The following is a 22,533-nucleotide window of genomic DNA, read 5'->3' on the forward strand; positions in this document are numbered from 1 at the left end:
TGTCTCCCTTATGACGAGAATGGAGTTCTGCTGGACCGCCGGCCGGGCCGGCCCTGGTGGGGTGACGGTCCGGCCGGCAGATCTGCTACCAGCGGTAGTGTGCGAAGGCCTTGTTCGACTCGGCCATCTTGTGCGTGTCCTCGCGGCGCTTGACTGCGGCACCGAGACCGTTGGAAGCGTCGAGGATCTCGTTCTGGAGGCGCTCCGTCATCGTCTTCTCGCGACGGGCCTTGGAGTAGCCGACGAGCCAGCGAAGGGCCAGGGCGGTCGAACGACCGGGCTTGACCTCGACGGGGACCTGGTAGGTGGCTCCACCGACACGGCGTGAGCGGACCTCGAGGGTCGGCTTCACGTTATCCATGGCCTTCTTGAGCGCTGCGACGGGGTCGCCGCCGGACTTGGCGCGAGCACCTTCGAGGGCACCGTAGACGATGCGCTCTGCGGTGGACTTCTTGCCGTCGACGAGCACCTTGTTGATCAGCTGCGTGACCAGGGGTGAACCGTAGACGGGATCTACAACGAGCGGCCGCTTCGGGGCCGGGCCCTTACGTGGCATATTACTTCTTCTCCATCTTTGCGCCGTAGCGGCTGCGAGCCTGCTTGCGGTTCTTCACGCCCTGGGTATCCAGTGCGCCACGGACGATCTTGTAGCGGACACCGGGGAGGTCCTTCACACGACCGCCGCGCACGAGCACGATGGAGTGTTCCTGAAGGTTGTGACCTACGCCGGGGATGTAGGCGGTGACTTCGATGCCACCGTTGAGGCGCACGCGGGCGACCTTGCGGAGAGCCGAGTTCGGCTTCTTGGGGGTGGTCGTGTAGACGCGGGTGCAGACGCCGCGCTTCATGGGGCTGCCCTTCAGTGCGGGCGCCTTGGTCTTGGAGACCTTAGGTGTCCGGCCCTTACGGACCAGCTGGTTGATCGTAGGCACTTTCGTGTTCTCCGTAATGTCTGAAGTGTTCTCTGTCGCCCGAATCCGCGGTCGCGGCACCTTCGCAGGGCCGCTCCGTCCGGGGATCGGGATCATCAGTCGTTTGGCGCTTCGCCTACCAACGAACTGCCGCAGAACGACTGTAGGCGTGCGAAAATGTGGCATTCGCTGTACAACTTACGTACAACACGGAGATACGTTTCGCAACGCCGATCCACTGCCACACAAACAATTGCTGTCAAGTCTACCAGAGATCGGCGGAGGGCCCTCCCGCCGGCCGCTCCCCCGCATGGTGGGGACCCCACGAGGGGACGGGAAAGGCCCCGGACCAGGAGGTCCGGGGCCTTTCCGCCGACAGTCGGGATCAGCGGAAGTCGCTGTTGCCCATGTCGTAGTCGTCCAGCGGGATGGCGTGGAACTCGGGGCTCAGGCCGCCCTCGACACCGGCGTAGTCGAAGTCGCTGAACGCGCTCGGACCGGTGAACAGGTTCGCCTTGGCTTCCTCGGTGGGCTCGACCGTGACCTTCGTGTAGCGGTCCAGACCGGTACCGGCCGGGATGAGCTTGCCGATGATCACGTTCTCCTTGAGGCCGAGCAGCGGATCGCTCTTGCCTTCCATGGCGGCCTGCGTGAGGACACGCGTGGTCTCCTGGAAGGAAGCGGCCGACAGCCACGACTCGGTGGCGAGCGACGCCTTGGTGATACCCATGAGCTCGGGCCGGCCCGAGGCCGGCTTCTTGCCCTCGGACACCACGCGGCGGTTCTCGTCCTCGAAGCGGCGACGCTCGGCGAGCTCACCGGGGAGCAGGTCCGACTCGCCGGACTCGATCACGGTGACGCGACGCAGCATCTGGCGGACGATGACCTCCACGTGCTTGTCGTGGATGCCCACACCCTGGCTGCGGTACACGCGCTGCACCTCGTCGACCAGGAACTCCTGGGCCTTGCGGGGGCCGAGGATGCGCAGGATCTGCTTCGGGTCGACCGCGCCGAAGACGAGCTGCTGCCCGACCTCGACGTGCTCGCCGTCGGCGACCAGCAGGCGCGCACGGCGCAGGACCGGGTACGCGATCTCCTCGGAGCTGTCGTCGGGGGTGACCACCAGGCGAAGCTGCTTCTCGGCATCCTCGATGGTGACGCGCCCTGCGACCTCGGAGATCGGGGCGACACCCTTGGGTGTACGCGCCTCGAAGAGCTCCTGGATACGGGGCAGACCCTGGGTGATGTCCTCCGCGGAGGCCACACCGCCGGTGTGGAAGGTACGCATGGTCAGCTGCGTGCCGGGCTCACCGATCGACTGCGCGGCGATGATGCCGACGGCCTCTCCGATGTCCACGGTCTTGCCGGTCGCGAGCGACCGGCCGTAGCAGAGCGCACACGTTCCGACACTGGACTCGCAGGTGAGCACGGAGCGCACCTTGATGTCCGAGATACCGGCCTCGAACAGTTCACCGATGAGCACGTCTCCGACGTCGGAGCCCGCGGCAGCGAGCACCTCGCCCTTGGAGTCGACGACGTCGGTGGCCAGCGTACGGGCGTATGCCGAGTTCTCGACCTCCTCGTGCAGCACCAGCTCGCCGTCGGCGTTCGGTACGGCGATCGTGACCTTCAGGCCGCGCTCGGTGCCGCAGTCGTCCTCGCGGACGATGACGTCCTGCGAGACGTCGACCAGGCGTCGGGTCAGGTAACCCGAGTTGGCCGTACGCAGGGCGGTGTCGGCGAGGCCCTTACGGGCACCGTGCGTCGCGATGAAGTACTCCAGGACCGACAGGCCCTCGCGGTACGAGGACTTGATCGGACGAGGGATGATCTCACCCTTGGGGTTGGCCACGAGGCCACGGATACCGGCGATCTGGCGGACCTGCAGCCAGTTACCACGGGCACCGGAGGACACCATGCGGTTGATGGTGTTGTCCTTCGGCATCGCGGCGCGCATGGACGCGGCGACCTCGTTGGTCGCCTTGTTCCAGATGTCGATGAGCTCCTGGCGGCGCTCCTCGTCGGCGATGAGGCCCTTGTCGAACTGCGACTGGACCTTGGCGGCCTGCGTCTCGTAGCCCTCCATGATGCCGGCCTTGTTGATCGGCGCGGAGATGTCCGAGATGGCGACGGTGACGCCCGAGCGGGTGGCCCAGTAGAAACCGGCGTCCTTCAGGTTGTCCAGCGTGGCGGCCGTGACGACCTTCGGGTAGCGCTCCGCGAGATCGTTGACGATCGTCGAGAGCTGGCCCTTGTCGGCGACCTTCTCCACCCAGGGGTAGTCCTCGGGGAGGGTGTCGTTGAACAGGACCTGTCCGAGGGAGGTCTCGATCAGTGCAGGGGTACCGGGCTCCCAGCCCTCGGGCGCAGCGATGTCGGCGCTGGGTACGAAGTTGGGGACGCGGATCCGGACGACCGAGTTCAGGTGCAGCTCACCGGAGTCGTGGGCCATGATGGCCTCGGACGGGCTGGTGAAGACGCGGCCTTCGCCGGCACTCCCCTCACGCTTGGTGGTGAGGTGGTGCAGACCGATGATCATGTCCTGCGAGGGCAGGGTGACCGGACGGCCGTCGGACGGCTTCAGGATGTTGTTCGAGGAGAGCATCAGGATGCGCGCCTCGGCCTGGGCCTCGGGGCTCAGCGGCAGGTGGACCGCCATCTGGTCGCCGTCGAAGTCCGCGTTGAACGCACCACAGACCAGCGGGTGCAGCTGGAGGGCCTTGCCTTCGACCAGCTGCGGCTCGAACGCCTGGATGCCGAGCCGGTGCAGGGTGGGTGCACGGTTCAGCAGCACGGGGTGCTCGGTGATGATCTCTTCGAGGACGTCCCACACCTGGGGGCGGTAACGCTCGACCATGCGCTTGGCGCTCTTGATGTTCTGCGCGTGGTTGAGGTCCACCAGGCGCTTCATCACGAACGGCTTGAAGAGCTCCAGGGCCATCTGCTTGGGCAGACCGCACTGGTGCAGCTTCAGCTGCGGGCCGACGACGATGACCGAACGGCCCGAGTAGTCGACGCGCTTGCCGAGGAGGTTCTGGCGGAAGCGACCCTGCTTGCCCTTGAGCATGTCCGAGAGGGACTTCAGGGGACGGTTGCCCGGTCCGGTGACGGGACGGCCACGGCGGCCGTTGTCGAACAGGGAGTCGACCGCTTCCTGCAGCATGCGCTTCTCGTTGTTCACGATGATCTCGGGTGCACCGAGGTCGAGCAGTCGCTTCAGGCGGTTGTTGCGGTTGATGACGCGGCGGTACAGGTCGTTGAGGTCGGACGTCGCGAAACGGCCGCCGTCGAGCTGGACCATGGGGCGCAGTTCCGGCGGGATCACCGGCACGGCGTCGAGGACCATGCCCAGCGGGCTGTTGGTCGTCGTCAGGAACGCATTGACCACCTTGAGGCGCTTCAGGGCACGCGTCTTGCGCTGGCCCTTGCCGTTCTGGATGATGTCGCGCAGCAGCTCGGCCTCGGCCGGCATGTCGAAGTTCTCGAGGCGCTTCTTGATCGCCTCGGCGCCCATGGAGCCCTCGAAGTACAGTCCGTAGCGGTCGCGCAGCTCGCGGTAGAGTCCTTCGTCGCCCTCGAGATCTGCGACCTTGAGGCTCTTGAAGCGGTCCCACACCTGGACGAGGCGCTCGATGTCGGCGTCGGCGCGCTTGCGGACGTTCGCCATCTGGCGGTCGGCCGAGTCGCGGGCCTTCTTCTTGTCGGCAGCCTTGGCGCCTTCACCCTCGAGACGGGCGAGCTCGTCCTCGAGGTCCTTGGCGATCGCGGCGATGTCGGCGTCGCGCTGGTCCGTCATCTGCTTCTTCTCGAGGTCGTGCTCGGCCTGGAGGTTCGGCAGTTCGGCGTGGCGGTTCTCCTCGTCGACCGAGGTGATCATGTAGGCGGCGAAGTAGATGACCTTCTCGAGGTCCTTCGGTGCCAGGTCGAGGAGGTAACCCAGGCGCGAGGGAACGCCCTTGAAGTACCAGATGTGCGTCACGGGAGCGGCGAGCTCGATGTGGCCCATGCGCTCGCGGCGCACCTTGGCACGGGTGACCTCGACGCCGCAGCGCTCGCAGATGATGCCCTTGAAGCGCACGCGCTTGTACTTGCCGCAGTAGCACTCCCAGTCACGGGAAGGGCCGAAGATCTTCTCGCAGAAGAGGCCGTCCTTCTCGGGCTTGAGGGTGCGGTAGTTGATGGTTTCCGGCTTCTTGACCTCGCCGTAAGACCAGCCGCGGATTTCGTCCGCGGTGGCAAGGCCGATTCGCATGAGGCCGAAGGAGGATTCGCTGGACATAGGGTCCCTGTTCTCTCTTTGTTCTCTAAATTCTTGAAGTCTTATGGGTGCGGCGGGGGTCCAGGCCCTGCGCCGGACCGGTGTTCGAGGAAGCGGCCTTCAATATTTCAAGGCCGTCCGCGGCCGCCGGAAATTTCGTTGGCCGCGTTCGAACACCGGTTCGACGGGGTGAAACCTAGACTTCCTCGACAGAACTCGGCTCGGCCCGTGAGAGGTCGATGCCCAGTTCCTCCGCGGCCCGGAAGACTTCTTCATCCGAGTCACGCATCTCGATCGTGGTGCCGTCGGTGGAGAGGACTTCCACGTTCAGGCAGAGCGACTGCATTTCCTTGATGAGGACCTTGAAGGACTCGGGAACACCCGGCTCGGGGATGTTCTCGCCCTTGACGATGGCCTCGTACACCTTGACGCGTCCGTGGATGTCGTCCGACTTGATGGTCAGGAGTTCCTGCAGCGTGTAGGCCGCACCGTAGGCCTCGAGGGCCCACACTTCCATCTCACCGAAGCGCTGTCCGCCGAACTGCGCCTTACCACCCAGCGGCTGCTGCGTGATCATCGAGTACGGGCCGGTGGAGCGCGCGTGGATCTTGTCGTCCACCAGGTGGTGGAGCTTCAGGATGTACATGTAGCCGACGGAGATCGGATCCGGGAACGGTTCGCCGGAGCGACCGTCGAACAGACGCGCCTTGCCGGACTCGCCGATGAGGCGCTCCCCGTCGCGGGTGACGTTCGTGGAACCGAGCAGGCCGACGATCTCGTCCTCGGTGGCGCCGTCGAACACAGGGGTTGCGACGGTGGTCGAGGAGATCTCCCGGGGGAGGTTCGGGAGGTTCTTGAGCCACTCGGGCTCGCCCTCGATCTTCCAGCCCTGCTTGGCTGCCCAGCCGAGGTGGATCTCGAGCACCTGGCCGACGTTCATGCGTCCGGGAACACCGAGCGGGTTCAGGACGATGTCGACGGGGGTGCCGTCCTCGAGGAACGGCATGTCCTCGATCGGGAGGATCTTGGAGATGACGCCCTTGTTGCCGTGGCGGCCCGCGAGCTTGTCGCCGTCCGTGATCTTGCGCTTCTGTGCCACGTAGACGCGCACCAGCTGGTTGACGCCCGGGGGCAGCTCGTCGTCGTTGTCGCGGTCGAAGATGCGAACACCGATGACCGTGCCGGACTCGCCGTGGGGGACCTTCAGCGAGGTGTCGCGGACTTCGCGGCTCTTCTCGCCGAAGATGGCGCGCAGCAGGCGCTCCTCGGGGGTCAGCTCGGTCTCACCCTTGGGGGTGACACGGCCGACGAGGATGTCGCCGGCTTCGACCTCGGCACCGATGTGGATGATGCCGCGCTCGTCGAGCGCGCCGAGGACCTCCTCGGAGACGTTCGGGATGTCGCGGGTGATCTCCTCGGCACCGAGCTTGGTGTCGCGGGCATCGACCTCGTGCTCCTCGATGTGGATCGACGTCAGGACATCGTCGGAGACGATGCGCTGCGACAGGATGATCGCGTCCTCGAAGTTGTGGCCTTCCCAGGACATGAACGCCACGAGCATGTTCTTGCCGAGCGCGAGCTCGCCCTGGTCCGTGGAGGGACCGTCGGCGATGATCGTGTTGTACTCGACGCGGTCGCCCTCGGAGACCAGGACGCGCTGGTTGTACGCGTTGCCCTGGTTCGAGCGGGCGAACTTCATGATCGGGTAGTTCGTCTCCGTGCCGTCGTCGTTGAGGACGCCGACCAGGTCGGCGGACACCTCCTTGACCACGCCCGCCTTCGTCGCGGTGACGGCGTCACCGGCGTCGACGGCTGCGTTCTTCTCCATGCCGGTGCCCACGAGGGGACGCTCGGAACGGAGCAGGGGCACGGCCTGGCGCTGCATGTTCGCACCCATGAGGGCGCGGTTGGCGTCGTCGTGCTCCAGGAACGGGATCATCGCGGTCGCGACGGATACCATCTGGCGCGGGGAGACGTCCATGTACTCGACCTCGGCGGGCTCGACGAGCACGGGCTCACCGGAACCACCACGCGTCCGCACGAGGACCATGTCCTCGGTGAACGTGCTGTTCGCGTCGAGGGGCGCGTTCGCCTGGGCGATGAGGCGCTCCACCTCGTCGTCGGCGGTCAGGTAGTCGATCTGGTCGGTGACGATGCCGTCGACGACCTTGCGGTACGGGGTCTCGATGAAGCCGAACGCGTTGATGCGGCCGTACGAGGCGAGCGAACCGATGAGGCCGATGTTCGGGCCTTCAGGGGTCTCGATGGGGCACATGCGGCCGTAGTGCGAGGGGTGGACGTCTCGGACTTCCATGCCTGCGCGGTCACGGGACAGGCCACCCGGGCCCAGCGCGGACAGGCGACGCTTGTGCGTCAGGCCGGCGAGCGGGTTGTTCTGGTCCATGAACTGCGACAGCTGGGAGGTTCCGAAGAACTCCTTGATCGCGGCGACGACGGGGCGGATGTTGATCAGGGTCTGCGGCGTGATGGCCTCGACGTCCTGGGTGGTCATCCGCTCGCGGACGACGCGCTCCATGCGGGACAGGCCGGTGCGGACCTGGTTCTCGATGAGCTCGCCCACGGCGCGGATGCGGCGGTTGCCGAAGTGGTCGATGTCGTCGACCTCGACGCGGAGCTCCACGTCCTCGCCGTCGCGCTTGCCGCCGAGGGTCTTGTCACCGGCGTGCAGGGCGACCAGGAACTTGATCATCGCGACGATGTCGTCGATGTTGAGCACCGAGGCGTCGGAGTCGGTGAGGTCCTTGTCGATCCCGAGCTTGCGGTTGATCTTGTACCGGCCGACCTTGGCCAGGTCGTAGCGCTTCGGGTTGAAGTACAGGTTGTCCAGGAGGGTCTGGGCAGCCTCGACCGTGGGGGGCTCGCCCGGACGGAGCTTGCGGTAGATGTCGAGGAGGGCGTCCTCGCGGGTCTCCGTCGCGTCCTTCTCCATGGTGGCGCGGATGGAGTCGTACTGGCCGAACTCCTCGAGGATCTGGCCCTCGGTCCAGCCGAGCGCCTTGAGGAGCACGGTGACGGACTGCTTGCGCTTGCGGTCGAGCCGGACGCCGACCTGGTCGCGCTTGTCGATCTCGAGCTCGAACCAGGCACCGCGCGACGGGATGATCTTCGCGCTGAAGATGTCCTTGTCGCTGGTCTTGTCGGCGGTGCGCTCGAAGTAGGCACCCGGCGAACGGACGAGCTGCGACACGACGACGCGCTCGGTGCCGTTGATGACGAAGGTGCCCTTGTCGGTCATGAGGGGGAAGTCACCCATGAACACGGTCTGCTGCTTGATCTCGCCCGTGTTGTTGTTCATGAACTCGGCCTTGACGTACAGCGGGGCGGAGTAGGTCGCGTCGCGATCCTTGCACTCGGCCATCGTGTACTTGGGGTCGGCGAACTCCGGCTCGGAGAAGCTCAGGGACATGGTGCCCTGGAAGTCCTCGATCGGGGAGATCTCTTCGAAGATGTCGGCCAGCCCGGAGGTGGTGGCCAGACCCTGCAGTCCCTGTTCCAGCGCTTCCTCAACGCGGGCCTTCCAGCGCTCGTTGCCGACGAGCCAGTCGAAGCTGTCCGTCTGGAGGGCGAGAAGATTGGGAACTTCAAGCGGTTCGTGAATCTTTGCGAATGAGAGCCGGGGTGCGGCGCCGTCGGCGTCGACCTGGCTGGTAGCGGTTGCATTATTAGAGGTGCTCGGGGCGACCAAGAGGGATCCTTCCACAGACCGTCAGGCTTGTCAGCGCTTTCGCCTCAGCACCGCCACCGCAGTATGCTGCGGGGATCTCAGTGCTCACCAGAGTCCGCCCGCGTGAACCCCACCATGTGGCCAGGTTAAACGACGAGAGCAGAGCAAAGCCCACCGCTATATGAAGGCTGAGGTTTAGAGGGAAGACGCAAAGAACTACGTTACGGCACGCGCAGCGAAAAGTCCAATACCCCTCTCCCCCTTCGTGCGTCAAGCCCGCCACGCCTGGTGGGGAGGAAGACCGGCCGGTACCATCCGGCGGCAGGAGCCGTTCCTAGCCGGCGGCAGGCTCCGGCAGCGGGCCCGTACTGGTGTCACCCCGCAGCCGCTTGACGATGAGCTCCGCGCTGATGAGGCACATGGGGATCCCGATGCCGGGGACGGTCGAGCTCCCCGCGTAGAACAGGTTCCCCACCCTGGCGCTGCGGTTCGAGCCGCGGAAGAACGCGCTCTGCTTCAGGATGTGCGCCGGCCCGAGGGAGGTGCCGCGCCACGCGTTGAGGTCGTCGGCGAAGTCCTGGGGGCCGTAGCTGCGACGGACCACGATGCGCTCGGCGAGGTCCGGGATGCCGGCCCACTCGGCGATCTGCCCGATGACGGTGTCCGCGAGCTCCTCGACCCGCGCGTCTCCCCCGCGCTCCACGCCGCCCCTGCCGATCGTGACATCGGCCGGGATGGGCACGAGCACGAAGACGTTCTCGTGTCCCTCGGGGGCCACGGATCCGTCGGTCGCGCTGGGGCGGCAGACGTAGAGCGACGCCGGCGAGGGCACCGAGGTCTCCTTGCCGAAGATGCGTCCGAAGTTGTCGCGCCAGTCCGTGGTGAACAGCAGCGTGTGGTGTTCGAGCTGCGGCAGCCCGCCCCGAACGCCCAGGTACAGCAGCAGGGCGCTGGGCCCGGGAACGCGCTTGTCCCAGTACGTCTCCGGGTAGGTCTGCAGGTCCGCCGGCAGCAGCGTGGTCTCGGTGTGGTGGAGGTCCGCGGCGGACACGACGATGTCCGCGCCGATCGACGTCGTCGTACCGTCCGCGCGGTAGGTGACTCCGCGGACCGTCGCCGTCCGCCGGTCGATCGGGGACCGCCCGGGTGTGCGGGCCTCGGTGTCGATCGACACGACGTCGGCGCCCGTGCGGATCTCGACGCCGGCGGACGTCGCGACGCGGCGCATGGCATCGATGAGCGTGGTGAACCCGCCCATCGGGTAGAGCACCCCGTCGTCGAGGTCGAGGTGGCTCATGAGGTGGTACATGCTCGGCGCGTCGAAGGGTGAGCTGCCGAGGAAGACCGCGGGATAGCCGAGGATCTGCTGGATGCGTGGGTCCTTGAAGCGCTTCTCCACGAAGGACTGCAGGGGCTGCAGGAGCAGCGAACCGATCCTCGGGAGCCTGCGCAGGACGTCCGGCCGGAGGAACGGGAGGAAGGACTGGAAGGTCGAGTAGAGGAAGCGCCGCTTGGCGATCTCGTACGCGTCCTCGGCGGAGTCGAGGTATTTCGACAGCTGCTCGCCGGCGCCGGCCTCCAGGGACTCGAAGAGCTTCGTCACGGCCTCGCGCTCGGCCGGGACGTCGACCGCTCCCCCGGCCTCGAAGACCACACGGTAGCCGGGATCGAGCTTCACGAGCTCAAGCTGCTCGGCGGCGCTCGTGCCCATCAGTTTGAAGAAGTGGTCGATCACCTCCGGCATCAGGTACCAGGAGGGGCCCGTGTCGAAGCGGAAGCCGTCCTGCTCCCACGAGCCGGCGCGGCCACCGACCTGCCCGCGCTTCTCGAGCAGGGTGACGTTGTGGCCCTCCCGTGCCAGCAGGGCCGACGTCGCCAGACCTCCGATCCCGCCGCCGATCACGACGACGTCCCTGGCGCCCACGCGTGTACCGCTGTCCTGAGGTGTCATGCCGTCCTCTCCTGCGCGGCAGGTTCCGGTACCGCGCGACCGGTGAAAGCTCGGGCAAAAATGCGGAACTTGACCGGGTTCGGGACCCGGATCCGCGCCCGGAGGAGGTCCTCCGCGGGGGTGCGGCGCAGTCTGGCCGCGAGCTCGGTGAACAGGCCCTGCGCCAGCGCCACGGCCCGTCGGGGGGTGGGGGGCAGCCCGGGGAGCGCTGCAGCCGAGATGCGCAGGTCCTCGTCGATGTCGTCGAGGAGCCTGATCTTGTCGGCCTCCGAGAAGCTGCCGGGGCGGATCCCCGGGAAGTAGCTGCGCCCGAGGGTCGAGAAGTCCTCGGCGAGGTCCCTCAGGAAGTTGATCTTCTGGAATGCGGCGCCGAGGTGCCTGGCCCCGTCGACGAGCACGGCGTCCTCCGCCGCCGTCACCGGGCGGTCGACGAGGAAGGCCCGCAGGCACATCAGCCCGACCACCTCGGCGGACCCGTAGACGTACAGCGCGAAGGATTCCGGGGTGTGCTCGCGCTGGGTGAGGTCGGCCCGCATCGAGGCGAAGAAGGGCCTGGTGAGGTCCACCCCGATGCCTGTCGCGCGGGCGGTGATGGCGAAGGCGTGCACCACGAGGTTGGCGCTGTAGCCGGTGCCCATCGCGTTCTCGGTCTCGCGTTCCAGGTCGTCGAGGAGGTTCTCGACGTCGGCCGCCGCCAGCCCGGCGCCCGCGGCGGCTCCGTCGACGATCTCGTCGGCGACCCGGACGAGCGCGTACACCGCCTCGATGGCTCTGCGGGTCGGCCGGTCCAGGATGCGCGAGGCCATCCCGAAGGAGGTCGAGTAGCAGCGGATCACCTCGGCGGAGGTCTTCAGCGCGGCCGCGTCGTAGCGTGCGAGGGAGTCGTCGATGCCCACTCAGTGCACCCGGTCCACGACGGCCGTCACCACGGGGTGGAGGGCGGAGCGCAGGGTGGCGGGCACGGCGTCGGACTCGAGGTGGGCGCGGGCCCGGGCGGCGTACTGAGCGGCGAGGTCCACGGAGTAGTCCCGCGCCCCGCTGTCCACGAGGACGCGCCGCACGTGGTCGGCGTCCGATGCGGACATCCCCGAGTCCCCGACGAGCGACGAGATGCTCTCCCACTCGGGACGGGCCGCGACATAGGACATCAGGGCGGTCCGCTTGCCCTCGCGCAGGTCGCCCCAGTTCGTCTTCCCGGTGCGCGTCTCGTTGCCGAACACACCGAGCAGGTCGTCGGCGATCTGGTAGGCGATTCCGGCGTCGCGCCCGAAGTCGCCGAGGCGGCCGATGACCTCCTCGTCCGCGCCCGCCAGCACGGCGCCGGCCTGCAGCGGCCCCTCGAAGGAGTAGACGGAGGTCTTCAGTCGCGCCATCTGCACGATGTCCTCGAGCGGCGGCATCGCGCTGGTCAGGGAGGTCTCGATGTCGAGGAACTCCCCCGCCGCGGATGCGAAGACCGCTTCGTCGAGGATCTCGCCGAGGCGGCGCCTGGTCGCAGCCGGCGCGTCGGCCCGCTCGAGCAGGCGGTACGCGTTGGACAGCGCGAGGTCACCGGCGATGACCCCCGCGGAGAAGCCGATGTGGCGCGCGCCGTCGGGCGACAGTCCCGCGTCCTCCGCGATGGCCCGGTACCGGCCGGAGACGTTGGGGATGCCGCGGCGGATGAAGTCGCGGTCGATCACGTCGTCGTGCACGATCAGCGCGGTGTGCAGCATCTCGAAGGCCGCGCCGACCTCGGCCGCGTTGTCGAGGTCGGTGCCTCCGAGCATCTGGTAGGCGGACATCACCAGCCGGGGCCGGAAGCGCTTCCCCCCTGCCGTGCACCGCTCGAGGGTCTCCCACAGGGCGTGGTACCCGGGTCCGATCTTCGCGGCGCGGACCTTGGACTCGTCGAAGAACCGGGCGAGGGCGCCCTCCACCTGCTCGAGCCCGGCGGGCGCGACCAGCAGAGTGTCCATGTCCATAGGTAAAGTAAACAACGGATAGTGCGCCGCTGACGAAACACAGGGCGTAGGCTGCCCGGCCGGTCGGCCGGGGGCAGCGGACTCCGCCCAGTGTGCGGACGATCAGCGGAGGAGAGCCACGATGGCCAGCGAGACGGGCACCATGCAGCAATCGGCGGCGGACGGCACGGGCCACGAGGTGGTGGTGCTGCTCGCCGAGGACGGCACCGCGCTCGGCACGCACGACAAGGCGACCGTCCACACACCCGACACCCCGCTCCACCTCGCCTTCTCCACGCACGTGTTCGACGACGCCGGGCGCATCCTCGTGACGCGCCGTGCCCTGTCGAAGAAGGCCTGGCCCGGGGTCTGGACCAATTCCTTCTGCGGGCACCCCGCCCCGGGGGAGACCTTCGAGGCAGCCGTCCACCGGCGTGCGGCCCAGGAGCTCGGCTTCGCCGTGAGGGACATCAGGCCCGCGCTCCCCGACTTCAGGTATCGCGCCGTCGATGCGTCCGGCATCGTCGAGAACGAGATCTGCCCCGTCTACACGGCGGTCGCGGACAGCGCCGTGGATCCGCTGCCCGACGAGGTCATGGACTACCAGTGGGCCGACGCCGCCGGACTCGTGCGGGCCGTCACCGCGACGCCGTGGGCGTTCAGCCCCTGGCTCACCCTCCAGCTCCCCCTGCTCTACCCGCAGGGCGCCGAGGGCCCCGGCCCCCGCGACCTCCCCTGACGAGGCCGGCTCCGGGGTCCGCAGCTCGGAGCCATAGTCTTGTAGCGGCACCATTTCAACGACGAAAGAGAGTATCGCCATGGCGACACCCACGCCATCCCCCGACGACGTCGTTCTCGTCGGCGGCGCCCGCACACCCCTCGGACGCCTCAACGGACAACTCGCATCCTTCACCGCCGTCGAGCTCGGCGCGCTCGCCATTGCCGGCGCACTGGACCGGGCCGGTGTCGAACCCGCCGCCGTGGACGCCGTCATCATGGGTCACGTGGTGCAGGCGGGCTGCGGCCAGAACCCGGCCCGGCAGTCCGCGGTGAAGGCGGGCATCCCCTGGAACGTCCCGGCCGTCACCCTCAACAAGGTCTGCCTCTCCGGGCTCACGGCCGTGATCGACGCGGCCCGCCTGATCCGCAGCAGTGAGGCGCGTGTCGTGGTGGCCGGCGGCCAGGAGTCGATGACGCGTGGACCCCACCTGCTGCCCGGCTCCCGCCAGGGCTGGAACTACGGCTCCATCTCCGCCCTGGACTCGGTGGCCCACGACGGACTGACCGATGCCTTCGACCACGACTCGATGGGTGCCTCGACGGAACGCGGCAACGTACGCCTCGAGATCGACCGCACGGCCCAGGATGCGGTGGCCGCGGCCTCGCACCAGCGCGCGGCGGCCGCTACCGACAGCGGTGTCCTCGCCGAGGAGATCGTCCCCGTCACCGTCCGGCAGCGGAAGGGCGACGACGTCGTCCTCACCACGGACGAGGGCATCCGGCCCGCGACGACCGTCGAGTCGCTTGCGAAGCTCCGGCCGGCGTTCAACCCGGACGGGGCGATCACGGCCGGCAACTCGTCGCCCCTGTCCGACGGCGCGGCGGCCCTCGTGGTCACCACGCGCGCCTATGCCGAGGAGAAGGGCTTGGGAGTCCTCGCCGTCGTCGGACGTCCGGGCCAGGTCGCGGGCCCGGACAACACCCTGCACTCCCAGCCGTCCGAGGCCATCAAGCAGGCGCTCGACCGGGCCGGGTGGACGGCGTCGGACCTCGACTTCATCGAGATCAACGAGGCCTTCGGGTCCGTGGCCGTCCAGTCCCTCAGGGACCTCGACTACCCGCTGGAGCAGTGCAACATCCACGGCGGAGCCATCGCCCTGGGTCACCCGATCGGCGCTTCGGGGACGCGCCTGGCGCTGCATGCAGCCATGGAGCTCGCCCGGCGCGGGTCGGGGAGATCCGCCGTGAGCCTCTGTGGCGGCGGCGGTCAGGGAGAGGCCCTGCTCCTCTGGCGTTGAGGGTCCGTTCGGGCCATCCGGGTGCAGACACGAAAAAGCCCCGCTTCACCGGAAGCGGGGCTTTTTCGCGTCTGCGACGGGCCCGGCGTGTGCCGGACCCGGGAGCAGCGGGTGTTACTTGAGGGTGACGGTGGCGCCGGCGGCCTCGAGGGCCTCCTTGGCCTTGTCTGCGGCTTCCTTGGTGACGCCCTCGAGGACGGCCTTGGGGGCGCTGTCGACAACGTCCTTGGCTTCCTTCAGGCCCAGCGAGGTGAGCGCGCGAACTTCCTTGATCACTGCGATCTTCTTGTCGCCTGCAGCCTCGAGGACGACGTCGAACGAGGTCTGCTCCTCTTCGGCGGCTTCGCCGGCTCCGCCACCGGCGGGGCCTGCGACTGCAACGGCAGCAGCGGTGACATCGAAGGTCTCCTCGAACAGCTTTACGAAGTCCGAGAGTTCGATGATGGACAGTTCCTTGAAAGCTTCGATGAGCTCTTCGTTGGTGAGCTTCGCCATGGGAGGCGTCCTTCCTTTAGTGGTGCACGGCACCGGAGTGTATGGATCGAGGCGAAACTAGTTCGCTTCGGTTGCTGCGGCTTCCTCGGCGGGAGCCTCCGTGGCAGCTTCTGCAGGAGCAGCGGCTTCCTCGGCAGCAGGAGCGTCGGCGTCGGCTGCAGGTGCAGCGCCGCTTCCCTCCTCGAGCTTGATGCGCAGGGCATCGACGGTGCGGGCCAGGGCGGACATCGGCGCCTTGAGCACGCCTGCGACCCGGGCGAGCTGGAGTTCACGCGACTCGAGGGCCGCCAGGGCGACGACCTCGGATGCGTCGAGGGCCTTGCCCTCGAAGATTCCAGTCTTGATGACGAGCTTCGGGTTGGCTTTCGCGAAATCCGTGAGGCTCTTGGCGGCAGCTACGGCGTCACCCTTGATGAAAGCGATCGCGGTGGGTCCGGACAGCTGGCCTTCGAACGCGTCGATGCCTGCTTCCTTCGCCGCGATGCCGGTCAGGGTGTTCTTGACGACGGAGAACTTGGTGTCCGCGCCAAGGGCACGGCGCAGTTCCTTGAGCTGAGCAACAGTGAGCCCGCGGTATTCGGTCAGGACAGCGGCGGTGGAGTCCTTGAAATCGGTGGTGATCTCGTCCACTGCAGAAACCTTTGTTGGCGTTGCCATAACCCTCCTTCCGGGGAATATGCGCCGGCTTTCCAGCCCCAATAAAAAACGCCCCGCGCAGATGCACGGGGCTGTGCTCGACACGGGCGGAGGCCGGTGGAGAGGAGCTTCGTTCACCTGCGTAGGCCGTCCCTCACGGGAACTTTCGGATCCGAGTCCTTCTTCCTGGTCGCGCACGGGTGCGCTGGCGGGAAGTGGAGGTGGATCGACCGACGGTCTTTGGTGCTTCAAGCCTACGTGACGCACCCGGCGCGACCAAATCGGCGTCAGGCGAGCACCTTCTGCCAGCCCGCGGTCCGGCCCGAGGCCCTGAATCCGAGGGCCACATTGACGTCGAGCATGAACGTGTTCTCCTCGGCGTTCCAGGTGTAGATGCGCTCCGCAGTGGGCCAGGCGTCGCGCGCGCGCCGGAGATTGGCCGCCTTGAGCCATGTCCCCAGGCGGTGCCCCCGGTGCTCGTCGAGCACCAGGGTGTCCTCCTGGTAGACGACGGCCGGACGGGCCTCCGAACGCTCGAGGATGGTGTGGCCCACCAGCTGCCCGCTCGCAGCGTGCCGCACGGCGCACACGAGGCTCGAGGTACCGCCGGCCAGCGTCCGCTGCTCCTCCCGTCGGATGCGGTCGGCGTCCCACGCCTCCTCCTCCTGCGCGAACCCACCGAGGGGCGGATCCGTGCTCATCTTCTGGCGCAGGAGGGCGTAGTCCTCGACGAGATCGTCGGGACACCGGTCCACCCACTCCACGAGGTCGTAGTGCCCTGAGCCGATGATCCGGGCGGCATGCTCGAGCCGCAGGGCGTCCTCGACGTCGTCGAGGGCGAGGACGCTCTGGCGGTCCACCTGCACCAGGTCGAAGCCGGACCGCCGCGCGAAGATTGCGGAGGCGTCGGACGCGGGGAAGAAGCCGGCGCCGGCGGGCGGGACGAGCCGCGCATCCGCCGCCGGCTCGTCCCCGGCGCTGGAGTCGCTCCAGGACATCATGATGGTCCGGCCGCGGTATGCCATCTCCTGTTCCACGAAGGACAGGAGGGAGGTGGCGATGCCGCGGCGGCGGTGGGAGGGCGCCACCTCGATCTGTACGAAGGCGGTCTGCGGGTTGTCCCGCAGGGGGATGCTGAGCCGCGCGTTCGCGACGATCTCCGAGCCGTCCCGCGCGACGCCGAGCACGTACTCGCGGTCGGGTGTCGCCTGGAGCATCACGAGCCGCTCCTCCGCGTCCACGCCGTGGTCGTCGTGCCCCCAGATGGCGCGCTCCACGGCGTTGCTCACCGCGGCACTCTGCGCGAAGTCCTCGCCCCCGTCCGCGTCGAGCGTCGCGGGGATCGGGAGTTGCCGGATGGCGATCGTCGACATCGGTCCAGCATAGGGTCAGTGATTGGGATAACTCAACCACTGTTGCCCTCGGACACGAAAAAGCCCCGCGGCGCAGGCCGCGGGGCTTGTCCGGAGGTCCACCTAGACGGTGAAGACCTTCGTGACACTCGGATCGACGGAGATGCCGGGACCGAAGGTGGTCGAGACCGTCGCCTTCTGGATGTAGCGGCCCTTCGAAGCCGACGGCTTCAGGCGGAGGATCTCCTCGAGCGCTGCGGCGTAGTTCTCGCCCAGCTTCTGCTCGTCGAAGGAGACCTTGCCGATGATGAAGTGGAGGTTCGAGTGCTTGTCGACGCGGAAATCGATCTTGCCACCCTTGATGTCGGTGACGGCCTTGGCGACGTCCGCCGTGACCGTCCCGGTCTTCGGGTTCGGCATCAGGTTGCGGGGGCCGAGGATCTTTCCGAGGCGTCCCACCTTGCCCATGAGGTCGGGGGTCGCGACCGCGGCGTCGAAGTCGGTCCAGCCGCCCGAGACCTTCTCGATCATGTCGTCGGAACCGACGAAGTCGGCGCCGGCCGCGATCGCAGCCTCTGCCTTCTCACCGGTGGCGAAGACCAGGACGCGGGCGGTCTTGCCCGTGCCGTGAGGGAGGTTCACGGTGCCACGGACCATCTGGTCCGCCTTGCGGGGGTCCACTCCGAGACGGAAGGACACCTCGACCGTGGCGTCGAACTTGGAAGGATTGGTCTCCTTCGCGAGGACTACCGCTTCGAGGGGGGCGTACTGCTTGTCCGCCTCGATCTTCGCGGCAGCTCCCTTGTATGCTTTGCTGCGCTGTGCCATCTGCTTGTTCTCCTTATGCAGTCGTGGTCTGCGGACCGCGCTGGGCCCTGCCACTCACGCCGGCGTCCGCGGGGTGCGTCGTCGTCGTGCTGTGAAAATGGTGGTGTGCCCGTCCGACGGTGCGGGACGGGGCGGTGGTGAAGGTGGTCAGCCCTCGACCGTGATGCCCATGGAGCGGGCGGTGCCGGCGATGATCTTCGCGGCGGCCTGGACGTCGTTGGCGTTGAGGTCTTCCATCTTCATGGTGGCGATCTCTTCGACCTGGGCGTTGGTCAGCTTCGCGACCTTGACCGTGTGAGGCGTGCCCGAGCCCTTGGCGACTCCTGCTGCCTTCTTGATCAGTTCGGCTGCCGGCGGGGTCTTGGTGATGAAGGTGAACGAGCGGTCCTCGTACACCGTGATCTCCACGGGGATGACGTTTCCGCGCTGGGATTCCGTCGCGGCGTTGTACGCCTTGCAGAATTCCATGATGTTGACACCGTGCTGGCCAAGCGCGGGACCAATCGGAGGAGCCGGGTTGGCGGCGCCTGCATTGATCTGCAGCTTGATGAGGCCGGTGACCTTTTTCTTGGGGGCCATGAAAGGGTCCTTCTCTTGCATTGCGTTCCCGCGGGACAGGAGCGTCCTGCGGGGTGGTGGCCATCATGGCGTGACGGCCGAACGGTGCTTCCCCGCCGAGCAGACGGGGAGTCGCCGAAGCTTTACTGGATCTTGGTGACCTGGTTGTAGGAGAGCGTGACCGGAGTCTCGCGCTCGAAGATCGACACGAGCACGACGAGCTGCTGCGACTCGTGCTTGATCTCGGAGATCGTCGCCGGGAGCGTCTCGAAGGGGCCCTCGTTGACGGTGACGGACTCGCCGACCTCGAAGTTGACGGTGGCGGGGGTGAACTGCGGCTGCACGGGCTTGCCCGACTCGGCGTCCGTGTGGACGATGGTGTGCTCGAGCATCGAGAACACCTCGGACAGGCTCAGCGGAACCGGGTTGTGGGCATTGCCCACGAAGCCGGTGACACCGGGGGTGTGGCGGACGGCACCCCAGGACTCGTCGGTGAGTTCCATGCGGACCAGCACGTAGCCGGGGATGCGCACGCGGTTGACGATCTTCCGCGTGGTGTTCTTGATCTCCACGACCTCTTCCATCGGCACCTGGATCTCGAAGATGTAATCTTCCATGTCCAGGGTCTGGATGCGGGTCTCGAGGTTGGCCTTCACGCGGTTCTCGTAGCCGGCGTAGGAGTGGATGACGTACCAGTCACCCTCCTGGCGGCGGAGCCGGGCCTTGAAGGCCGCGACGGGATCCTCGGCCGGGACGTCCTCGGCCGGAGCGTCGTCGCCGGGCTCGTCCGCTTCGGAGGCTGCAGCCTCGTCCACGGCGTCGGTGGCCGTCGCGTCGATCTCGCCGTCGGCGGCATCGAGTTCGGCGTCGTCCGCGAGGAGTCCGTCCTCGGCCGCGACGTCGGTGTCGGCGGGGTACTCGTCGGAGTCCTCAGCAGGCACGTCGACGTCGGAGGCGTCGACCTCCGCCTCCGTCCCGTACTCCTCGTTCTCCAGACCATCTTCGGGAGTGATCTGCCGTTCGAGTTCTTGCTCGGACACCTAGCCGCCTGCTTTCTGACATTCTTCGCAAGTCTGTCTTGCTTGCCTGTACTCAACCCGACACGACAACAGCCGCGCCGGAACGTGCATTCCCGGGAGGGTCAGCGTCAGCTGTCGCCGAAGACCCACACCGCGCCGGCCCCGAACAGGAGGTCCAGGGCGGTCACGAGGAGCATCATGATGACCACGAAGGCGAGGACGGTGATGGTGAATCGAACCAGCTCCCGACGGGTGGGCGTGACGACCTTCCCGAGCTCCGCGAGGACCTGGCGGATGAACAGCATGATGCGTCCGAAGAAGCCGCGCCGGGGAGCCTTCTTCTCGGAGGGGCTTCCCTTGGAGCTGCTCGCAGCCGTATCGGTCACCTTCAACCTCATCAATCTGTGTGGTGTTCCAGCAGGACCACCAGTGGCGCCCCCAGCTGATCATGTGTACCGCCGCGCGGGGCCTGTGCCTGCGCCGGGGCTTCGTGATCTTTTTCTGCCGTGCCTTCGCCGTCTTTCCGCGAAGGCCACGCGCAGGGCAGACAGGACTCGAACCTGCAACCTGCGGTTTTGGAGACCGCTGCGCTACCAATTGCGCCACTACCCTTCGGTTCGAAACGTTCAGCTACCACTCCGGACGGCCCGGTGAGGGCACGAACCATCATGGTGTTTCAACACCGAGGAACAAGTCTACGCATTCACCGGCGGAACGTCGAACCGGGGCGTCCCGACGGCCCCGCCGCCGGGTGGCCACGGTCGCTCGGCGGCCCCGCGACTCCTCCGTCCCGGAACCCGATGCGGACCCGGACAGGGGCCACCGCCTAAGCTGGAAACCGACACAAGACCCTCACCGAACGGGACCCGATGAACGCGACGACCGACGACTCCATCCGCGCAGCCCTCCCCCGGATCTCCCGGCGCATCGATTCCATCGCGGAGTCCGCGACGCTCGCCGTGGATGCGAAGGCGAAGGCCCTCAAGGCGGCCGGCCGGCCCGTCATCGGTTTCGGTGCGGGCGAACCGGACTTCCCGACGCCGGACTACATCGTCGAGGCCGCGATCGCAGCAGCCCGCCAGCCGAGGTTCCACCGCTACTCCCCCGCCGGTGGGCTCCCCGATCTCAAGCAGGCGATCGCCGAGAAGACCCTGCGCGATTCCGGGTACGCCGTGGACCCCGCGCAGGTGCTCGTCACCAACGGCGGCAAGCAGGCCGTCTACGAATCCTTCGCGTCCCTCCTCGATCCCGGGGACGAGGTCCTCGTGCCCACGCCGTTCTGGACCACCTACCCCGAGGCCATCCGGCTGGCGGGCGGCGTGCCGGTCGAGGTGTTCGCGGGCCCCGAGCAGGGCTACCTCGTGACCGTCGACCAGCTCGAGGCCGCGCTCACGCCGCGCACGAAGGTGCTGCTGTTCGTCTCGCCGTCCAACCCCACGGGAGCCGTCTACGCCGCCGATGCCGTCCGCGAGATCGGCGAATGGGCCGCTGCACGTGGACTCTGGGTGGTGACCGACGAGATCTACGAGCACCTGACGTACGACGGCGTACCGTTCACCTCGATCGCCACGGCAGCCCCCTCCCTCGGCGACCGGGTGGTCATCCTCAACGGCGTGGCCAAGACGTATGCGATGACCGGGTGGCGTGTGGGCTGGATGGTCGGGCCGAAGGACCTCGTGAAGGCGGCGACGAACCTGCAGTCGCACGCGACGTCGAACGTGTCGAACGTCCCCCAGATGGCGGCGCTGGCCGCGGTGTCGGGTCCGTTGACGGCTGTCGACGCGATGAAGGTGGCGTTCGACCGCCGCCGTCGGGCCATGGTGTCGGCGCTCAACGGGATCGACGGCGTCGAGTGCCCGACGCCGCACGGCGCCTTCTACGCCTACGCCGATGTGCGGGCGCTGCTCGGCCGGAGCTTCGACGGCGTCACGCCGGCGACCTCCGCCGAGCTCGCGGCGCTGATCCTGGAGAAGGTGGAGGTCGCCGTCGTGCCGGGTGAGGCCTTCGGCCCCAGTGGGTACCTGCGCCTGTCCTACGCCCTCGGCGACGAGGACCTCGCGACGGGCGTGGGACGCCTCCAGGAGTTCCTCGGCTCCGCACGCTAGCTGTCCCGGCCGTCCGCGGCCGGGCTCAGAGCAGCCTGCGCTCCGTGGCCCAGCGGGTCAGCTCGTGCCGTGAGGACAGCTGCAGCTTCCGCAGGACCGCGGACACGTGCGTCTCGACGGTCTTGACGGAGATGAAGAGCTCCTTCGCGGTCTCCTTGTAGCTGTAGCCCCGCGCGATGAGCCGCATGACCTCCAGCTCGCGCGCCGACAGGCGGTCGAGCTCGTCGTCGACGGCGACGGACGCCGTCCCGAAGGCGTCGAGGACGAAGCCGGCCAGGCGCGGGGAGAACACGGCGTCGCCGGAGGCGATGCGCTGCACGGCGTCGGTGATCTCCGGGCCCGAGATGGTCTTCGTGACATAGCCGCGGGCACCCGCGCGGATGACCGCGACGACGTCCTCCGCCGAGTCCGAGACGCTCAGGGCGAGGAACCGCGAGGCCGTCCCGCGTGTGACACAGCGGTGGATGACCTCGGCGCCGCCGCCACCGCGGCCGCCGGGCAGGTGCACGTCCAGGAGGACGACGTCGGGCCCCGTCGCGGTGATCACCGACTCCGCCTCCTCGACCGTCGCAGCCTCGCCGAGGACGCGGATCACGGGACCCAGCGCGGCCCGGAGGCCGGAACGGAAGATGCCGTGGTCGTCGACGATGACCACGGACACTGTCCCGGGTACCGCGCCGTCCGCGGGGAGGTTCTCGCTGTCCACGTGTGTCCCTTTCGCCGGCCGTCCTGCCGGGGTCCTGTCCTTCGCGTTCCGTCGCGTTCCTGCGCGTC

Annotated in this window: 18 protein-coding genes and 1 tRNA gene; 3 read left to right on the forward strand and 16 right to left on the reverse strand. The window is 67.6% G+C overall.

The features are described from left to right. Positions 1-85: 85 nt before the first annotated feature. The 7 genes from rpsG to AC0Z9V_RS06615 all read right to left on the reverse strand — a co-directional run bounded on the left by rpsG (position 86) and on the right by AC0Z9V_RS06615 (position 12,769). Positions 86-556 carry a 30S ribosomal protein S7 gene (rpsG, locus tag AC0Z9V_RS06585; RefSeq protein WP_043440595.1) on the reverse strand — a complete coding sequence of 157 codons (471 nt, stop codon included), beginning with the start codon at positions 554-556 and terminating at the stop codon, positions 86-88. Between the two features lies 1 nt (position 557). Beyond that, positions 558-932, reverse strand: a complete 375-nt coding sequence (rpsL, locus tag AC0Z9V_RS06590) for a 30S ribosomal protein S12 (protein ID WP_043440593.1) — start codon at positions 930-932, stop codon at positions 558-560. A gap of 364 nt (positions 933-1,296) precedes the next feature. Continuing rightward, entirely contained in the window at positions 1,297-5,190 is a 3,894-nt protein-coding gene (locus tag AC0Z9V_RS06595) for a DNA-directed RNA polymerase subunit beta' (protein ID WP_485141054.1), read from the reverse strand. Between the two features lie 175 nt (positions 5,191-5,365). After that, complete coding sequence (rpoB, locus tag AC0Z9V_RS06600; protein WP_485141055.1) at positions 5,366-8,875, reverse strand: DNA-directed RNA polymerase subunit beta; 3,510 nt, start codon at positions 8,873-8,875, stop codon at positions 5,366-5,368. A 313-nt stretch (positions 8,876-9,188) separates the two neighbouring features. Then, a complete protein-coding gene (gene crtI / locus AC0Z9V_RS06605) occupies positions 9,189-10,805 on the reverse strand; it encodes a phytoene desaturase family protein (protein ID WP_485141056.1) in 1,617 nt (538 codons plus the stop codon). Then, positions 10,802-11,701, reverse strand: a complete 900-nt coding sequence (locus AC0Z9V_RS06610; protein WP_485141057.1) for a phytoene/squalene synthase family protein — start codon at positions 11,699-11,701, stop codon at positions 10,802-10,804. The genes crtI and AC0Z9V_RS06610 overlap by 4 nt, the downstream gene beginning before the upstream one ends. After that, positions 11,702-12,769: a polyprenyl synthetase family protein gene (locus tag AC0Z9V_RS06615; RefSeq protein WP_133082403.1), complete on the reverse strand. Its 1,068-nt coding sequence runs from the start codon at positions 12,767-12,769 to the stop codon at positions 11,702-11,704. 121 nt (positions 12,770-12,890) lie between these two features. Here AC0Z9V_RS06615 and idi point away from each other — a divergent pair, with 121 nt between their 5' ends. After that, positions 12,891-13,487, forward strand: coding sequence for an isopentenyl-diphosphate Delta-isomerase (gene idi, locus AC0Z9V_RS06620; RefSeq protein WP_244185839.1), 597 nt, complete (start codon positions 12,891-12,893; stop codon positions 13,485-13,487). 79 nt (positions 13,488-13,566) lie between these two features. Next, a complete protein-coding gene (locus AC0Z9V_RS06625) occupies positions 13,567-14,766 on the forward strand; it encodes an acetyl-CoA C-acetyltransferase (RefSeq protein ID WP_485141058.1) in 1,200 nt (399 codons plus the stop codon). 114 nt (positions 14,767-14,880) lie between these two features. Here the strand turns inward: AC0Z9V_RS06625 and rplL are convergent, their stop codons facing one another. The 8 genes from rplL to AC0Z9V_RS06665 form a co-directional block, all read right to left on the reverse strand. Next, a complete protein-coding gene (gene rplL / locus AC0Z9V_RS06630) occupies positions 14,881-15,261 on the reverse strand; it encodes a 50S ribosomal protein L7/L12 (RefSeq protein ID WP_133082401.1) in 381 nt (126 codons plus the stop codon). Positions 15,262-15,318: 57 nt separating this feature from the next. Then, positions 15,319-15,918: a 50S ribosomal protein L10 gene (gene rplJ / locus AC0Z9V_RS06635; RefSeq protein ID WP_133082400.1), complete on the reverse strand. Its 600-nt coding sequence runs from the start codon at positions 15,916-15,918 to the stop codon at positions 15,319-15,321. Between the two features lie 266 nt (positions 15,919-16,184). Continuing rightward, positions 16,185-17,270, reverse strand: coding sequence for a GNAT family N-acetyltransferase (locus AC0Z9V_RS06640; RefSeq protein ID WP_485141059.1), 1,086 nt, complete (start codon positions 17,268-17,270; stop codon positions 16,185-16,187). A gap of 102 nt (positions 17,271-17,372) precedes the next feature. After that, positions 17,373-18,077, reverse strand: a complete 705-nt coding sequence (gene rplA, locus AC0Z9V_RS06645) for a 50S ribosomal protein L1 (protein WP_133082398.1) — start codon at positions 18,075-18,077, stop codon at positions 17,373-17,375. A gap of 147 nt (positions 18,078-18,224) precedes the next feature. Beyond that, a complete protein-coding gene (rplK, locus tag AC0Z9V_RS06650; protein WP_087030133.1) occupies positions 18,225-18,656 on the reverse strand; it encodes a 50S ribosomal protein L11 in 432 nt (143 codons plus the stop codon). Positions 18,657-18,778: 122 nt separating this feature from the next. Then, on the reverse strand, positions 18,779-19,675 hold the full coding sequence (nusG, locus tag AC0Z9V_RS06655; protein WP_208739024.1) for a transcription termination/antitermination protein NusG: 897 nt from the start codon (positions 19,673-19,675) through the stop codon (positions 18,779-18,781). 107 nt (positions 19,676-19,782) lie between these two features. Then, positions 19,783-20,040, reverse strand: coding sequence for a preprotein translocase subunit SecE (secE, locus tag AC0Z9V_RS06660; RefSeq protein ID WP_244185840.1), 258 nt, complete (start codon positions 20,038-20,040; stop codon positions 19,783-19,785). A 153-nt stretch (positions 20,041-20,193) separates the two neighbouring features. Continuing rightward, positions 20,194-20,266, reverse strand: a tRNA-Trp gene (locus AC0Z9V_RS06665). A 257-nt stretch (positions 20,267-20,523) separates the two neighbouring features. On the opposite strand from AC0Z9V_RS06665, the gene AC0Z9V_RS06670 reads away from it, so the two are divergent. Next, positions 20,524-21,759, forward strand: coding sequence for a pyridoxal phosphate-dependent aminotransferase (locus AC0Z9V_RS06670; protein ID WP_485141060.1), 1,236 nt, complete (start codon positions 20,524-20,526; stop codon positions 21,757-21,759). A gap of 25 nt (positions 21,760-21,784) precedes the next feature. Here AC0Z9V_RS06670 and AC0Z9V_RS06675 read toward each other — a convergent pair whose 3' ends face one another. Further along, positions 21,785-22,465, reverse strand: a complete 681-nt coding sequence (locus tag AC0Z9V_RS06675) for a LuxR C-terminal-related transcriptional regulator (RefSeq protein WP_133082395.1) — start codon at positions 22,463-22,465, stop codon at positions 21,785-21,787. Positions 22,466-22,533 lie beyond the last annotated feature (68 nt).

Source organism: Arthrobacter sp. UYP4, assembly GCF_057291175.1.

Excerpts from the sequence above, each read along its gene's own strand:
- AC0Z9V_RS06640 (WP_485141059.1), bottom strand. The coding sequence starts at position 17,270 with ATGTCGACGATCGCCATCCGGCAACTCCCGATCCCCGCGACGCTCGAC.
- idi (WP_244185839.1), top strand. The coding sequence starts at position 12,891 with ATGGCCAGCGAGACGGGCACCATGCAGCAATCGGCGGCGGACGGCACG.
- AC0Z9V_RS06670 (WP_485141060.1), top strand. The coding sequence starts at position 20,524 with ATGAACGCGACGACCGACGACTCCATCCGCGCAGCCCTCCCCCGGATC.
- AC0Z9V_RS06625 (WP_485141058.1), top strand. The coding sequence starts at position 13,567 with ATGGCGACACCCACGCCATCCCCCGACGACGTCGTTCTCGTCGGCGGC.
- AC0Z9V_RS06615 (WP_133082403.1), bottom strand. The coding sequence starts at position 12,769 with ATGGACATGGACACTCTGCTGGTCGCGCCCGCCGGGCTCGAGCAGGTG.
- rplJ (WP_133082400.1), bottom strand. The coding sequence starts at position 15,918 with ATGGCAACGCCAACAAAGGTTTCTGCAGTGGACGAGATCACCACCGAT.
- AC0Z9V_RS06595 (WP_485141054.1), bottom strand. The coding sequence starts at position 5,190 with ATGTCCAGCGAATCCTCCTTCGGCCTCATGCGAATCGGCCTTGCCACC.
- rpsG (WP_043440595.1), bottom strand. The coding sequence starts at position 556 with ATGCCACGTAAGGGCCCGGCCCCGAAGCGGCCGCTCGTTGTAGATCCC.
- rplA (WP_133082398.1), bottom strand. The coding sequence starts at position 18,077 with ATGGCACAGCGCAGCAAAGCATACAAGGGAGCTGCCGCGAAGATCGAG.
- crtI (WP_485141056.1), bottom strand. The coding sequence starts at position 10,805 with ATGACACCTCAGGACAGCGGTACACGCGTGGGCGCCAGGGACGTCGTC.
- rplK (WP_087030133.1), bottom strand. The coding sequence starts at position 18,656 with ATGGCCCCCAAGAAAAAGGTCACCGGCCTCATCAAGCTGCAGATCAAT.
- rplL (WP_133082401.1), bottom strand. The coding sequence starts at position 15,261 with ATGGCGAAGCTCACCAACGAAGAGCTCATCGAAGCTTTCAAGGAACTG.